This is a genomic window from Sphingomonas sp. DC5200-1, assembly GCF_049897245.1.
In the GTDB taxonomy this organism is placed as follows: Bacteria; Pseudomonadota; Alphaproteobacteria; order Sphingomonadales; family Sphingomonadaceae; genus Sphingomonas; species Sphingomonas aquatilis.
Genome location: NZ_JAFCVW010000004.1, coordinates 1 through 14,699 on the forward strand (window position 1 = coordinate 1; position 14,699 = coordinate 14,699).

Annotated in this window: 15 protein-coding genes; 5 read left to right on the plus strand and 10 right to left on the minus strand. The window is 67.4% G+C overall.

Going from position 1 to position 14,699, the window contains the following annotated elements:
* The first annotated feature begins 341 nt into the window (after positions 1 to 341).
* Positions 342 to 1,823 carry a lipopolysaccharide biosynthesis protein gene (locus ACP7A3_RS08955; RefSeq protein WP_426255654.1) on the plus strand — a complete coding sequence of 494 codons (1,482 nt, stop codon included), beginning with the start codon at positions 342 to 344 and terminating at the stop codon, positions 1,821 to 1,823.
* A 19-nt stretch (positions 1,824 to 1,842) separates the two neighbouring features.
* Here ACP7A3_RS08955 and ACP7A3_RS08960 read toward each other — a convergent pair whose 3' ends face one another.
* Complete coding sequence (locus tag ACP7A3_RS08960) at positions 1,843 to 2,271, minus strand: CBS domain-containing protein (protein ID WP_426255351.1); 429 nt, start codon at positions 2,269 to 2,271, stop codon at positions 1,843 to 1,845.
* Between the two features lie 96 nt (positions 2,272 to 2,367).
* Between ACP7A3_RS08960 and ACP7A3_RS08965 the strand changes: the two genes are divergently transcribed.
* Entirely contained in the window at positions 2,368 to 2,676 is a 309-nt protein-coding gene (locus ACP7A3_RS08965; RefSeq protein ID WP_043061179.1) for a hypothetical protein, read from the plus strand.
* Positions 2,677 to 2,890: 214 nt separating this feature from the next.
* Here ACP7A3_RS08965 and ACP7A3_RS08970 read toward each other — a convergent pair whose 3' ends face one another.
* The 4 genes from ACP7A3_RS08970 to hisS form a co-directional block, all read right to left on the minus strand.
* On the minus strand, positions 2,891 to 3,817 hold the full coding sequence (locus ACP7A3_RS08970; RefSeq protein WP_426255352.1) for a DUF4167 domain-containing protein: 927 nt from the start codon (positions 3,815 to 3,817) through the stop codon (positions 2,891 to 2,893).
* A gap of 280 nt (positions 3,818 to 4,097) precedes the next feature.
* Positions 4,098 to 4,922, minus strand: a complete 825-nt coding sequence (gene prmC / locus ACP7A3_RS08975) for a peptide chain release factor N(5)-glutamine methyltransferase (RefSeq protein ID WP_426255353.1) — start codon at positions 4,920 to 4,922, stop codon at positions 4,098 to 4,100.
* Between the two features lie 144 nt (positions 4,923 to 5,066).
* Complete coding sequence (prfA, locus tag ACP7A3_RS08980; protein WP_017980675.1) at positions 5,067 to 6,143, minus strand: peptide chain release factor 1; 1,077 nt, start codon at positions 6,141 to 6,143, stop codon at positions 5,067 to 5,069.
* 121 nt (positions 6,144 to 6,264) lie between these two features.
* Positions 6,265 to 7,509 (minus strand): histidine--tRNA ligase, encoded by a 1,245-nt coding sequence (hisS, locus tag ACP7A3_RS08985; RefSeq protein WP_426255354.1) that lies wholly within the window; start codon positions 7,507 to 7,509, stop codon positions 6,265 to 6,267.
* Between the two features lie 291 nt (positions 7,510 to 7,800).
* Between hisS and ACP7A3_RS08990 the strand changes: the two genes are divergently transcribed.
* The 3 genes from ACP7A3_RS08990 (at position 7,801) to ppa (ending at position 11,210) form a co-directional block, all read left to right on the plus strand.
* On the plus strand, positions 7,801 to 8,463 hold the full coding sequence (locus ACP7A3_RS08990; protein ID WP_426255355.1) for a DUF1345 domain-containing protein: 663 nt from the start codon (positions 7,801 to 7,803) through the stop codon (positions 8,461 to 8,463).
* Between the two features lie 217 nt (positions 8,464 to 8,680).
* Positions 8,681 to 10,597: a M61 family metallopeptidase gene (locus ACP7A3_RS08995; RefSeq protein WP_426255356.1), complete on the plus strand. Its 1,917-nt coding sequence runs from the start codon at positions 8,681 to 8,683 to the stop codon at positions 10,595 to 10,597.
* 34 nt (positions 10,598 to 10,631) lie between these two features.
* Complete coding sequence (gene ppa / locus ACP7A3_RS09000; RefSeq protein ID WP_017980671.1) at positions 10,632 to 11,210, plus strand: inorganic diphosphatase; 579 nt, start codon at positions 10,632 to 10,634, stop codon at positions 11,208 to 11,210.
* Between the two features lie 256 nt (positions 11,211 to 11,466).
* Here ppa and ACP7A3_RS09005 read toward each other — a convergent pair whose 3' ends face one another.
* Genes ACP7A3_RS09005 through ispG form a run of 5 tightly spaced genes read right to left on the minus strand, consistent with a single transcriptional unit; the run spans position 11,467 to position 14,655 of the window.
* Positions 11,467 to 11,949: a GNAT family N-acetyltransferase gene (locus tag ACP7A3_RS09005; RefSeq protein WP_426255357.1), complete on the minus strand. Its 483-nt coding sequence runs from the start codon at positions 11,947 to 11,949 to the stop codon at positions 11,467 to 11,469.
* Positions 11,946 to 12,839, minus strand: coding sequence for a DMT family transporter (locus ACP7A3_RS09010; RefSeq protein WP_426255358.1), 894 nt, complete (start codon positions 12,837 to 12,839; stop codon positions 11,946 to 11,948). The genes ACP7A3_RS09005 and ACP7A3_RS09010 overlap by 4 nt, the downstream gene beginning before the upstream one ends.
* Complete coding sequence (locus ACP7A3_RS09015) at positions 12,836 to 13,219, minus strand: type II toxin-antitoxin system VapC family toxin (RefSeq protein WP_426255359.1); 384 nt, start codon at positions 13,217 to 13,219, stop codon at positions 12,836 to 12,838. The genes ACP7A3_RS09010 and ACP7A3_RS09015 overlap by 4 nt, the downstream gene beginning before the upstream one ends.
* Positions 13,216 to 13,491 (minus strand): AbrB/MazE/SpoVT family DNA-binding domain-containing protein, encoded by a 276-nt coding sequence (locus ACP7A3_RS09020; protein ID WP_295562317.1) that lies wholly within the window; start codon positions 13,489 to 13,491, stop codon positions 13,216 to 13,218. The genes ACP7A3_RS09015 and ACP7A3_RS09020 overlap by 4 nt, the downstream gene beginning before the upstream one ends.
* Before the next feature lie 36 nt (positions 13,492 to 13,527).
* Positions 13,528 to 14,655: a flavodoxin-dependent (E)-4-hydroxy-3-methylbut-2-enyl-diphosphate synthase gene (gene ispG / locus ACP7A3_RS09025; RefSeq protein ID WP_043061168.1), complete on the minus strand. Its 1,128-nt coding sequence runs from the start codon at positions 14,653 to 14,655 to the stop codon at positions 13,528 to 13,530.
* Between the last annotated feature and the right edge of the window lie 44 nt (positions 14,656 to 14,699).

Consider the following 14,699-nt stretch of genomic DNA (forward strand, 5'->3'; position numbering starts at 1 on the left):
AGACATACGAACGGCCTATTTGCTTAACGTGCATCCCGGGCCTTGAGGACCCGAAACACACGAGCCGCCGCCCACATGTCCCTTCATCTTACCTACAATGTCAAAGAGCCGACAAAAACCGACGCCCAGTCAATCCCTCTTTTTGGAGGGCGACCCCGGCGCCTGGATTTCGGTGACCGTAGAAGCGAACCGTGTGGTCCGTCGCTGCGGTGACGTCCCTCTAGGCGGGGTGTTCCGAACGGTCAAACACTTTTTTGCATTTTTCTTTCAGGGGACGTGCAAACCCGCAGAAAAGCTGGGATTTACGGGATGTGAAGACCCCCTCCCCTACCCCCCGCCGGATGGCCACCACCGCGAATCACGCCGACAACCCGCCCGAATCACTCGAGAATCAGGTGCGACGCGCGATTCTGTGGCGATCGGGCAGCCAAATTTTCGCGCAGACGGTGCAATGGGCCGCGACCTTCCTGGTCATCCGGATCCTCGATCCGCGCGATTACGGTCTGTACGCGATGACCTCGGTCGTGCTGGTGTTCCTCAACATGCTCAATGGCTACGGTCTGGCGAGCGGGCTGATCCAGCGCGATGACGTGACGCCGCATCAGACGCGGCAGCTGTTCGGGATGCTGATCGCGCTGAACGGCACGCTCGCGATCGTGCAGCTGATCCTCGCGCCGGTCGCCGCCGCCTATTACCGCCAGCCCGAAGTCGCACAGCTGTTGCGCGTGCAGGCGCTGATCTATTGCGTCACCCCCTTTGCGGCGCTGCCCTATGCGCTGCTCAGCCGGCAGATGGAGTTCCGGCGGCAGGCGACCGCCAATGTCGCCGCGTCGCTGGCGGGCGCGGCGACGGCGCTCGCGGGCGCGCTCGCCGGCCTTGGCGTGTGGACATTGGTGTGGGCGCCGATCGCGCTGTTCGCGGTGCGCGCGACGATGCTGACGTGGGGCGCCCGATCGCTGATGTGGCCGAGCTTCGACTTTCGCGGCGCCGGCCACCTCGCCCGCTATGGCGGGGTGATGGCGGCGGGGCAGTTCTTCTGGTTCCTGCAGAGCCAGGCCGACGTGTTCATCGGCGGCCGCTGGTTCAGCGCCCACCAGCTCGGCATCTACACCACCGCACTGTTCCTGGCGCAGATCTTCGTGTCGAAGTTCGTGCCGCCGCTCAACGAGGTGGCGTTCAGCGCCTATGCGCGCATCCAACATGACGACGCCGCGGTGTCGCGCGCCTTCGTGCGATCGGTGCGGATCATCATGCTGGCGGCGATGCCCTTCTACGCCGGCCTTGCCGTCACTGCCTATCCGTTGGTGCTGACGGTGCTCGACGCGAAATGGGTCGAGGTGGCGCCGGTCGTGCAGATCATCGCGCTGGCGATGCCGTTCATGACGATCCAGGTCCTCTATTCCCCCGCCTGCGATGCGCGCGGGCGGCCGGGAATCGGTGCGCGCAACGGCGCGTTCGGCGCGCTGGTGCTCGCCACGACCTTCCTGATCGGGGTGCATTGGGGGCCGGTCGGGCTCGCGTGGAGCTGGGTGGTGGCCTATCCCGTGTATCTGGCGGTGAGCAGCTGGCGGTCGCTGCCGGTGATCGGCGTCGCACCGCTGGCGCTGGTCCGGGCGGTCGCGCCGGCGGTGATCGCCGCCGCCGTAATGGCGGGCGTCGTCCGACTGGTGGAGGCGCTGCTGCCACCGCTCGCGCCGCCGGTGCAGCTGGCGATCCTCGTCGGCGTGGGGGCCGCGACCTATGGCAGCTGGCTCGCGCTGTTCGCGCGCGGCACGGTGCGCGAGCTGATCGCGATCCTGCGCAAGCGGCCGCTGCCGGCCTGACGGGGTCGTTCGACCCGTCCTATCCCTGCTGGATATAGTCGCGCATCGCCGCGGCATCCGCCTCGATCCGGTCGATACGGTATTTGACCAGGTCGCCGATCGAGACGAAGCCGACCATCCGCCCGTCCTCGACCACCGGCAGATGACGGATGCGCCGCCGCGTCATCAGCGACAGCGCGCCGATGACGTTTTCCTGCGCGCCGACGCTCTGCACCGGCTGCGTCATCACCTCGGACAGCGGCCGGTCGAGCGCGCCCGCGCCGGCCTGCGCCAGGCAATGGACGACGTCGCGTTCGGAAAAGATGCCCACTGGCACGCCATCGTCGCAGACCGGCACCGCGCCGATTCGCTTCTCCGCCAGCACCGCCACGGCCTCGCCGACGCTCGTCTGCGGGGTCAGCGCGATCACATCGTCGCCCTTGGTGCGCAGGATTGCCGCGATCGTCATGTTCATCCTCCTCCGTCACATCCGACTCGGTTTCGTCCGGCTCTTCGGGCCGGATCGGGGTTGAGCAGATCATGTTTGCGCGTCATTGGCAAAGCCATGGATCAGCGCCCCGCCGGACTGGACGATCCCGCGCTCGCGGCGCACGCCTGGGCGCGGTTTCGCAGCATCATGGCGTGGATGATCGCCGTCGCCGCGGCGTGCAGCGCGGGTGCGATCGTCGGCCTCGCCTGGGTGCATGGGCCATTGCGGCTGATCACCATGGCGGCGGTAATTGGCGGGGTCGGCGGATCGATCGCGCTCGCCGGCGCGCTGATGGGTCTGGTGTTCCTGAGTTCGGGCACCGGGCATGATGAACACGTCGAGCGGCACGACCCGCCCGCGCCGGGACCACGGCACGATCGCTAGACGGCGGGCGCGGAGGCACGCGTCCCCCCGCATCTTTGCACAACGATCCCCTCGTCGGCGTGAGCGGGGTCACGCGGCGCTCCCCCCGCATGCGTTGCGGCGAACGCCCGCCGGTGCAGGAGCGGCGTGTCCGAGTGGATGCCGCGACCACCAAAGCAAAATGGGCCGGCTCCTCATCGGAACCGACCCCTTCTGATATTCGGATAGCGCGCGCTTATTCGGCCGCGGGCACTTCCACCGCGGGCGTGCGCGGGGTGCGACGGCGGCGCGGCTTGGGCGCCTCTTCGTCGGAATCGTTCGCCGCAGCGATGTTGAGCGAAGGCGGCAGGCGATCGGCGTCGACGCCATTGCCCTGATCCTCGGCCGCGGGCGCTTCCACCTGCGCATCCCGACGCGGGCGACCGCGGCGCTTGGGCGCGGGGGCGTCGGCGGCGATCACGGTCTCGGCGCGCTCGGTGAGCGATTCGCCCTCTGCGATCGGATCGGCACGATGCTGGCCGGCGACCTCGACCGGCGCCTGCTCCGCCTCGAAGCGGGGCCGGCGGACGCGGTCCTCGCGCTGCGGGCGATCGTCACGCTGCTGGCGATCGTCGCGCTGGGGGCGATCCTCCCGATTGCCGCGCTCTTCGCGATTGCCGCGATCGTCCCACGTCCGGCCCTGGCGCTGGTCGCCATCCTGGCGGTCGCGATCCTGCCGATCCCGATCCTGACGGTCGCGGCTCTGGCGCTGCGGGCGGTCCTCGCGGCCCTGCCCGTCGCGCGCCTGCCCCTCGCCGTCCTGCTCGCCGGCCCGGATCGGTTCGCCTTCGTCGCCGTAATCCTCGTCGTCGTTCAGGTCGAACGGCTGCTGGCGGCGCGGCTGATTATCCTCGAAGCGGCCGCGCTGATCGGCGAGCACGCGGAAATAATGGTCGGCGAACTGCAGATAATATTCGGTGTTGACGCGGTCGCCCTGGCGCTGCGCCTCCATGGCGAGGTTCTTGTACTTCTCGAACAGCTGGTTCGCGTTGCCGCGCGCGCGGCTGTCGATGCGGTTGCCATTGTCGGGACGCCCCTGGCCACCCTGCCGCGGCCCGTTGTTGCCGCCGCCGTTGTTGCCACCACGGCCGCGACGGCGGCCGTTCTGCCGATTGTTAATCAAGCTGATGTCCCATGATCTGAGTAATGGTCCTCAAAACCAATCCGGCCCTTCGGGCCTGACGCACGGTCAAACGGTGCCATCCTTTGCGTCCGCGGCGTGCCCTGCGGGGCGACGCTGGAGCCTGTCACGGCCCCCGCCCATGCGGCGACCTGATGACGAAAGGATGCGGGTAACCGTCCTACGACCCCTTGTGATCGTCGATGGTGCTTGCCCCGGCCCGACCAATAGCTGGCGCGAGGGCGTTCCTACAAGCGAAATATGTGGATGGTCGTGCCATCTTTCAACCGGCGGCGCGGGGCGTGACGAGAAGGCAGCGGTCGCGTTGCCCCAGATCGCGATGGACGACGCTGTCGAGGCCGGCCGCAGCGAACAGCGCGGCGACCGCTGGGGCCTGGGTATGACCGATCTCCACCGCCGCACAGCCGCCGGGCGCGATCAGCCGCGCGAGCTGCCCCGCGAGCAGCCGGTAATCGTCGAGGCCATCGGCGCCCGCAAACAAGGCGGAGCCCGGTTCATGGCGGCGCACTTCGTCGGGCAGCGGCTCGTCGGTGCCGATATAGGGCGGGTTGGCGAGGACGAGATCGAAGCGCGCATCGATCGCCGCCGCCCAGTCGCCGCGGACGAAGGCGGTGCGGTGCGCCATCCCCAGCGCCGTGGCGTTCGATGTGGCATAGGCCAGCGCCTGCGCGGAGCGATCGACACCGATCCCGCGCGCCGGCCATTCGTCGAGCGCGGCGAGCAGCAGCGTCCCCGGGCCGGTGCCGAGGTCGAGCACGGTCGCGGGCGCGCGGCTGCCGAAATGCGCAAGTGCGGCGATCAGCAGCGTCTCGCTATCGGGTCGCGGCACCAGCGCACCGGGACCGACGGATAGGTCGATCGTCCAGAAGCCGCGCGTGCCGGTGATATAGGCCACCGGCTCATGCGCGGCGCGCCGTTCGACGAGGTCTGCGAAGGTGGCGGGGACGGGCCTCTCCATGTCGAGCAGCAGCGCGTTGCGATCGATCCCCAGCGCGTGCGCCATGAGCAATTCCGCATCGAGCCGCGCGGTGGGGGAAAAGCCGAAGCGCGCGGTGGCGTCGGCGAGCGCAGTGCGGAGTGGACTCACCGTCCACCCACTTCGTCATCCCGGCGAACGCCGGGAACCATGGACACGCGACGCATCGGTTGCACCCTCACGCTGGCCATACCGCCGTCCATGGATCCCGGCGTCCGCCGGGATGACGGAGGAAGGAAGCGGGGCCCTGCGCCCTCACCCATCCAGCGACGCCAGCCGTTCCGCCTCGTCCTCGGCGATCAGCGCGCCGATCAGTTCGTCCATCTCGCCCTGCAGGATTTCGGGCAGGCGGTGCAGCGTCAGGTTGATGCGATGGTCCGTCACGCGGCCTTGCGGGAAGTTGTACGTCCGGATGCGCTCGGATCGGTCACCGGATCCCACCATCGCGCGTCGCGTACCGGAGCGTTCGCTCGCCAGCCGCTCGCGTTCGGCTTCGTACAGGCGGGTGCGCAGCACCTTCAGCGCCTTGGCCTTGTTCTTGTGCTGCGACTTTTCGTCCTGCTGGATCACGACCAGGCCGGTCGGCAAGTGCGTGATACGCACCGCGCTGTCGGTGGTGTTGACCGACTGGCCGCCGGGGCCCGACGAGCGATAGACGTCGATGCGCAGATCCTTGTCGTCGATGCGCACGTCGACCTCTTCGGCCTCGGGCAGCACCGCGACGGTGGCGGCCGAGGTGTGGATGCGGCCGCCCGCTTCGGTGACGGGCACGCGCTGGACGCGATGGACGCCCGCCTCGAACTTCAGCTTGGCGAACACGCCCGTGCCGGTGACGCTGGCGACGACTTCCTTGAACCCGCCCGCATCGGACGAGGAGCTGGAGATCACCTCGACCCGCCAGCCCTGCGTTTCGGCATAGCGCTGATACATACGCAGCAGGTCGCCAGCGAACAGCGCCGCCTCGTCACCGCCGGTGCCGGCGCGGATTTCGAGCATCGCCGCACGTTCGTCCGCCGCATCGCGCGGCAGCAGCGCGAGCGCGAGGCGCCGGTCCGCCGCCTCCAGCGCGCGGGCGTTGTCGCGCAGCTCTTCCGCGGCCAGGCTGCGCAACTCCTCGTCGCCGGTATCCTCCGCCATATAGGCGAGGCTGTCCGCCTCCTGCCGCAAGCGCCGCACCTCGCTCGCTGCCTGCGCGACGGGTTCCAGCTCGGCATATTCCTTCGACACCGCGACGAAGCGGTCAGACGGCAGGTCGCCGGTCGCCATCTGCGCCTGCAACTCGTCCCGCCGCGCCTCAATCTGCGCGATCCGTTCGGGGGAGATGGTGGTCATGCGCGTGCCGCTCCCACTCCGTCATTCCCGCGCAGGCGGGAATCCGGACGCGCAGGCGTTGCGGCTCCTGCCAGACGGCAGCGGTTATGGATCCCCGCCTGCGCGGGGATGACGACGGGGGTCATCGCAGCGCCTCGGCCACGTCCGCAAAGGCGACCTTCCGCTGGTCCCCCGTCACCAGATCCTTCACCGCCACGACGCCCGCCGCCAGTTCGTCGTCGCCCAGGATCAGGGCATAGCGCGCGCCGAGGGCATCCGCCTTGGCGAGCCGCTGCTTCATCTTGCCCTTATACGCCATGTCGACCGCAACGCCGCCGCGACGCAGGTCGGCCAGCAGGCCAAGCGCGCGCGTTTCCGCAGCAGCACCCATCGGCACGATCACTGCGTCGACCGTCGCTTTCGCCGGCTCGTCCAGCAGCATCGCCAGCCGCTCGACACCCGCCGCCCAGCCCACGCCCGCTGTCGGCGCGCCGCCCAGCGACTCCACCAGTCCGTCATAGCGCCCGCCGGCGAGCACCGTGCCCTGTGCGCCGAGCCGGTCGGTGACGAACTCGAACGCCGTGTGCCGGTAATAGTCCAGCCCGCGCACCAGCCGCGGGTTGCGCGTCCACCGCACCCCCGCCGTATCCAGCCCCGCCGTCACCGCATCGAAGAAGGCGCGCGCCTCAGCCGTCAGATAGGCGTCGATATCGGGTGCGGCATCGGCGATCGGCCGGTCGCGCGGGTCCTTCGAATCGAGGATGCGCATCGGGTTCTTCTCGAGCCGGGTCAGGCTGTCTTCCGACAGGTCCCCGCGATGCGCCTCGAAATGCGCCACCAGCCCCGCGCGCCATGCGTCGCGCGTCTCGGCGTCTCCCAAGGTATTGAGCTGCAACGTCACGCCCTCGGCAATGCCTAGCTCGTGCAGCAGTTGGTCCGCCATCACCAGTAGCTCGACGTCCGCTGCCCGTTCGGGTGCGCCCAAAATCTCGGCGTCGATCTGGTGGAATTGGCGATACCGCCCCTTCTGCGGGCGTTCGTAGCGGAACACCGCGCCACTGGTCGCGACCTTCAGCGGCGCATATTGCTGCCAGCCTTCGGTCAGGAACGCGCGCGCGATACCGGCAGTGAACTCGGGCCGCAGGGTCAGCGAATCGCCGCCGCGGTCGGGGAAGGTGTACATCTCCTTCGACACGACGTCGGTCGTCTCGCCGATCGATCGCGCGAACACCTCGGTCGCCTCGAACACGGGCAGGTCGACACGGCTGAAGCAATACAGGCGGCGAACGCGTTCGAACGTCTCGATCACCGTTGCGAAGCGGCGCTGCTCGTCGCCGAAGATATCCTGGGTCCCGCGCACCCGGCGCGGCGTTTCGATACGGGCCATATGGTGGCGGTATCTAGGGTCCAGACCCATAACTGACAACGGCCGTGACGGAGCCGTATTTGGCGCCAGGCCAGGAGCAAGGAGGGAGCGATGCCGAAGCATCGTAACCGACGCGCGACGCCGCCCGGCGCCAAATACGGCCCGCCGGACGGCGTCGCTTGCTTGCGCGTGGCGCAGCCACGCGTCTGCGCTGCGCTCCTTGCCGGCGGGCGGCTCCGCGCGATCACGGTCATTGGCAGTTGTGGGTCTGGACCCTAGGCGACGCCGATGCCAAGCGCTAGCACCGGAAACATGACCAATCCGCGCCGCTATTGGGGAATCGGCAACCGCATCGCACCGCCGCGCTTCGCGCTGTTCGGGGCGATCTTCGCCATCGGGTTAGCCGCCCTGATCCCGATCGTCGGCAAGGGGCGCGGGATCATGGGGGCGTTCGATGCCGCCGCGATCGTCTTTCTCCTGTCGCTCGTCTCGCTGTTCCGCCACGCCAATGCCGCGCGGATGCGGCGGGCGACGCGGGAAAACGACGCCAATCGCGCGCTGCTGCTGGCGATCACCGCAGCGACGATGGGCGTGATCCTGGTCGCGGTGGCGGGCGAATTGAAGGGGCGCAACGATACGCTGGCGATCGTGCTGGTGGTGACGACGCTGGCACTGAGCTGGCTGTTTTCCAACATGGTCTACGCCATGCATTACGCGCATCTGTTCTACACCGCCGACGACGATGGCGAGGGGGACGCGGGCGGCATCGACTTTCCGGGGTGCAAGGAACCCGATTACTGGGACTTCCTGTATTTCAGCGCGACGCTGGGCATGACGTTCCAGACGTCGGACGTCTCCATCACCTCGCGCCGCATCCGCCGCGTCGTGCTCGGCCAGTGCCTTGCCGCCTTCGTCTTCAATCTGGGCGTCATCGCCTTCACCATCAACGTGCTGGGCGGCGGCGGCGGAAACTAAGTCCTTCTCGTCTCGTCACCCCGGATTTCATCCGAGGTCCCGCTGTTGCTCACAGAGAAAGAAGAAGCGGGATCCCGGCTCAAGGCCGGGATGACGGGCAGGGATTGCGGATGGTGCCAGATCACGGGGCGGAATTCCCCCTTGCCCGCGTAAGGGCTGGACGCCGCGGCTTTGCGAAGCTTACACCGGCGTATTCGTTTCTTGCCGAAGGCTCGCCATGCTCCGTTCCATCGCCGTCGCCTCCCTGCTCCTGTCCACCGCCGCACCGGCCCTTGCACAGGTCCCGCCGGGCAATTCGGCACCGCAGCCGGTGCCCTTCGTCGATACGATCCCGGCGCCGCAGGACACGCCCTATCCCGGCACGATCCTGCTCAACGTCGATGCGACCAACACCGAACAGGGCATCTTCCGTGTGAAGGAGACGATCCCCGTCGCCAAGGCGGGGCCGATGGCGCTGCTGTTCCCCAAGTGGCTGCCCGGCGCGCATAGCCCGCGTGGTGAGATCGAGAAGCTTGCCGGCCTCGTCATCAAGGCGAACGGCCGCGTCATTCCGTGGACGCGCGACATGGTCGACGTCTTCGCCTTCCACATCGACGTGCCGCAGGGCGCGCGCAATCTGGACGTCGAATTCCAGTTCATCTCGGCGACCAAGCCCGATCAGGGCCGCATCGTCGCGACGCCCAATATGATCAGCCTCGAACCCAATTCGGTCAGCCTGTATCCCGCGGGATATTTCACCCGTCAAATCCCGATCCAGATGACGGTGAAGTTCCCGACCGGCTGGACCGCGGCGGGCGCGGTGCCGGCCAAGGCGAACGGTTCGACCTACGTCTATGACAAGACGAATTACGAGATCCTGGTCGATTCGCCGCTGCTCGCCGGCCGATACGGCAAGACGTGGCCGCTGTCGGAGCGCGTGAACCTCAACGTCTTCGCCGACGATCCCAAGGAACTCGCCGCGACGCCTGAACAGATTGACGCGCACAAGCGGCTGGTTGAGCAGGCCGAAAAGACGTTCGGCTCGCATCATTACGACCATTACGAATTCCTGCTGTCGATCAGCGACCAGCTGGGCGGCATCGGGCTGGAGCATCACCGCTCGTCGGAGAACGGCGTGACGCCGGGCTATTTCACCGAATGGAATGCCAGTCCCGGCCGCCGCAACCTGCTGCCGCACGAATTCACCCACAGCTGGGACGGCAAGTTCCGCCGCGGCGCGGAGCTGTGGACGCCCGACTATCGCACGCCCATGCGCGACAAGTCGCTGTGGGTCTATGAAGGGCAGACGCAATTCTGGGGCTATGTGCTCCAGGCGCGCTCGGGCCTCGTCAGCAAGCAGGACACGCTGGACGCCTATGCCGGCATCGCCGGCAGCTACGATCTTGCCCCGGCGCGCCAGTGGCGCGACCTGATCGATACCACCAACGATCCCATCATCTCGGCGCGCCGACCCAAAGGCTGGACCAGCTGGCAGCGCAGCGAAGACTATTACAACGAAGGCCTGATGGTCTGGATGGAAGTCGATGCGATGCTCCGCCAGAAGTCGGGCGGCACCAAGTCGATCGACGATTTCGCCAAGGCCTTCTTCGGCATCCGCAACGGCGACTGGGGTGAGGTGACCTATACGTTCGACGACGTCGCCAACACGCTCAACGCCATCGTCCCCTATGACTGGGCAAGCTTCCTCACCAAGCGCCTGACCGAGACGGGCCAACCCGCGCCGGTCGATGGCTTCGCGATGAACGGCTACAAGCTCGTCTACACCGCCGAACCGACGAAATACTTCACCAACGCCGAGAAAAGCGGCGGCGTGAACGTCACCTATTCGATCGGCCTGTCGGTGGCCAAGGACGGCGAGGCGACCGCAGTGATCTGGGACAGCCCGGCGTTCAAGGCGGGCATGGACGTCGGCACCGTCATTCAGGCGGTCAACGGCACCGCCTATAGCGGCGACGTGCTGAAGGCGGCGATCGTCGCGGCACAGACCTCGAAGGAGCCGATCAAGCTGCTGGTCAAGAGCGGGCCGCGTTATCGCGAAGTCGCCATCGACTATCACGGCGGTCCCCGCTATCCGCGCCTCCAGAAGACTGGCACCGGCGAAACCGGACTCGACAAGCTTCTGATGCCGCGCTGAGGGGCAGCAGGCATAAGATTATCAAGGGACTTTCATGCGTATCGATCTGATTCCGGTCGGCAAGAGCCCGCCCGACGACCTCAACGTCATCATCGAGGTGCCGACCGGCGGCGAGCCGGTCAAATATGAGTTCGACAAGGCGTCGGGCGCGCTGTTCGTCGATCGCATCCTGCACACGCCGATGCGCTATCCGGCGAACTACGGCTTCGTGCCGCACACGCTGTCGCCGGACGGCGATCCGCTCGACGCGCTCGTCGTCGCGCGCTCGCCGTTCATCCCGGGCTGCGTCGTGCGCGCGCGTCCGATCGCGGTGCTCAATCTGGAAGACGAAGCCGGCGGCGACGAAAAGCTCGTCTGCGTGCCGGTCGATTCGACCTTCCCCTATTATTCGAACGTCGGGGAAAAGGACGATCTGCCCGAGATCGTCTTCGAACAGATCGAACACTTCTTCACCCACTATAAGGATCTGGAGAAGAAGAAGTGGGTGCGCATCGGCACCTGGGGCGACCGCGAGGAAGCGCGCCGCATCGTGATGGAAGCGATCGACCGCTACGACGCCGCCAAGAAGCAGGGCGAAGAGCCGCACGACCACGACGTCCCCGGCCGCGACTGATCCACGCCTAAAGTCCTCCCTCGCGTCAGCGGGGGAGGGGGACCGTTCGCGAAGCGAATGGTGGAGGGGGCGGCGCCACGCGCAACGCCCCCTTTTTCACGCCGCAAGCAACCGAACTCCTCCCCCACCAGGGGAGGTGGCAGCGCACACGCGCTGACGGAGGGGGAGGGATGCGGCGCCCGTGCTGCACGCAAATCGCTTATCTCTCCCACCATCCCTCGGCGGGCGCCGCGCGGCCCCCCCACCAGGGGAAGAATCAGGCCCCCGCCATCTGCCTGAGCGCCTCGCCCTCGACGCGCTGCACCGTCCAGTCCTCCAGCCCCACCGCACCCATCCGGCGATAGACCGCGATTGCATCGACATTCCAGTCGAGCACCGACCATTCGAAGCGCGCGCAGTTCCGCTCCACGGCTATGCCGGCCAGATGGCGCAGCAAGGCGCCGCCCACGCCCCGCCCACGTGCTGCCGGCGTCACGTACAGATCCTCCAGATACAGGCCCCGCCGCCCCTTCCACGTCGAAAAATTGTGGAAGAACAGCGCGAAGCCGACCGGCGCCCCCGCATCTTCGGCGATCACCGCTTCCGCTGCCGGCTGCGGCCCGAACAGCGCCTCGCCCAGCATCGCCTCGGTCGCCTCGACCGCATCGGGCTCGCGCTCGAACGCGGCGAGGTCCTGCACGAAGCGCAGGATCGTCGCGATATCGTCGGGCGTCGCGGGGCGGATCGGGATGTCGGTCATAACGATGCTTCCGTTTGCGGGGCGGGAATCGGGCGGCGCACCGCGACCAGGCACCCGGCGATGATGAGCACGGCGCCCGCGACCGTCCACGGCGACACGCGCTCGGCGAAGACCAGCCAGCCGAACAAGGCGGACCAGACGAAGGCGGTATATTCGACGGGCGCCAGCACCTGCGCCTCGGCGCGGGCATAGGCCCAGGCGAGTGCCACCGCCGACACCGATCCCAGCGCCGCCGATGCGGTGATCGCGGGCAGTTGCTCGACGCGTGGCACGCCTGCGAACCAGGGTGCGCCGATCAGCAGCAGTCCGCCCAGCACGATGCTGGTGAACAGCGCCACCTCCAGCGGATCGGCCGCCTGCGCCTGCCGTCGCAGCAGGATCAGGCTGCCCGCATACAGGACCGACGCGATCAGGATCGCGACGCTGCCCAGCACCATGTCTTCCGACGCGCGCGCCTGTACCTGACCCGCGGCGATCGCGAACACACCGAGGCTTGCGACCAGCGACCCACCGATCGCGCTGCGCTGGATGCGTTCGCCGAGCGTCAGCGCGGCCAGGAACAGCGCAATCAGCGGCGCGAGGAAGGTCAGCGCCACGCCCTGCGCCATCGGCACGCGCACGAGGCCCCAGAAGAACAGCAGCACCGACGCACCACCGACGCTGCCGCGCGCCAGATGCAGCCGCAGCGCCGCCCACGCCGGCCACCGCCCGCCCCGCGCGATGAAGATCGGCGCCAGCAACGCCACCCCCGCCACCGATCGCCAGAGCACGGCAAAGTAAGCGCCGCTCGCAATGGACAACCCTTTCATGATGGCGTCCATACCCGCGTAGACGGCAATCCCGCCTGCGGCGACGCCGAAGGCGGTGACGGGGGATGTAACGCGGCTCATCGGATCAGGCGGATGTCGACATCCAGTCCCAGCCCCATCCATTTGGCATCAGCGGTCAGGACGGTGCCATCCAGCATCAGTCCCATCGACAGACAGGCTCGATCGGCAAAGGACGTATCGGTCCCGGTCAGCTGCGAATGAAGGGCTGCCGAAATTCGAGCCTGACGGGCATCGAACGCGACGACCGAAATGCCCAACCGCGAGAGTTGCGTTTCGACCAGAATCGGATCCATGCCGCGGCGTGCGACCTTGTGGAGCACCTCATCGAGATTGACGGCGTTCAGCACAGCGCCATCGCAGACGTCCGCAACCATGTCGCCGCCCGTCTCGTCGAAGATCATCGCGAGAATGGCGGACGCATCGATGACAAGGGTGCTCACGCGCCCGTCTCGCCTGCTTCTCGCCGTGCCTCCGTCGCGCGGTCTTCGAGCAGCTCGGCAACGACGCTGCCGTGCGGAGCGATGTCTTCTCGCATCGACCGGAAGGATTGCCGGACGTCATCGACGATCTGCTCACGCGTTCGCAACACGACGGCGCCTTTGGCGTCGCGATCGATGACCAGCGAATCGCCGTCCTTGATGCCGAGCTCGCGGCGGATATCCGCCGGGATCACCACCTTGCCGCCCGCGATCACCTTGGCATGATAGGTCATGTCAGAACCTCCAGGTCCTGACCTATAGCACAGGACCTATTCGGCCGCCACGACCTGTGGCTCGGCTGACGCCGCCTCGATCTCCGCTGCCTTAGCTTCGACCAGCCGGACGATATGGTCGATCATGCCTTCGTCCTGCACGTGGTGGTCTGTCACGCCGGACAGATAGACCATGTGCTTGCCGTTGCCGCCGCCGGTGATGCCGATGTCCGTTTCACGCGCTTCGCCTGGGCCGTTGACGACGCAGCCGAGCACCGACAGGCTCATCGGTGTGCGGATGTGCTGGAGCCGTTCCTCGAGCGCCTGCACGGTACGGATCACGTCGAACCCCTGACGCGCGCACGACGGGCACGACACGACACGCACGCCGCGGTTGCGGATGCCGAGTGCCTTCAAGATTTCGAAGCCGACGCGCACCTCGTCCTCCGGCTCGGCGGAGAGTGAGACGCGGATAGTGTCGCCGATCCCGTACCAGAGCAGGCTGCCGATCCCGATCGCCGACTTTACCGTGCCGCCGACGAAGCCGCCCGCTTCGGTGATGCCGAGGTGCAGCGGGCAATCCACCGCCTCGGCGAGCTGCTGATAGGCCGCGACCGCCAGGAACAGGTCCGACGCCTTCACCGCGACCTTATATTCGTGGAAATCGTGGTCCTGGAGCAGCTTGATATGATCGAGCGCGCTTTCTACCAGCGCATCCGGGCACGGCTCGCCGTATTTTTCGAGCAGGTCTTTTTCCAGCGACCCACCGTTGACGCCGATACGGATCGCGCAGCCATTGGCCTTGGCGGCACGCACGACCTCGGCCACGCGCTCCGACGACCCGATATTGCCCGGATTGATGCGCAGGCACGCCGCTCCCGCATCCGCCGCCTCCAGCGCGCGCTTGTAGTGGAAGTGGATGTCGGCGACGATCGGCACGCGGCTGCCGCGGACGATCTGCTTCAGCGCCGCGGTCGATTCGACGTCGGGGCAGGAGACGCGGATGATGTCGACGCCTGCATCCTCGCAGCGGCGGATCTGGTCGATCGTCGCGCGGATATCGGGGGTGGGCGTGTTGGTCATCGTCTGCACGGTGACGGGCGCATCGCCGCCGACGGGAACGGTGCCGACCATGATCTGGCGGCTCTGACGGCGGACGATGTCGCGCCACGGACGTAAGGACATCGCGTCTATATACAGCAGCCGGGTTGCGGTTCAAAGACGCTGGT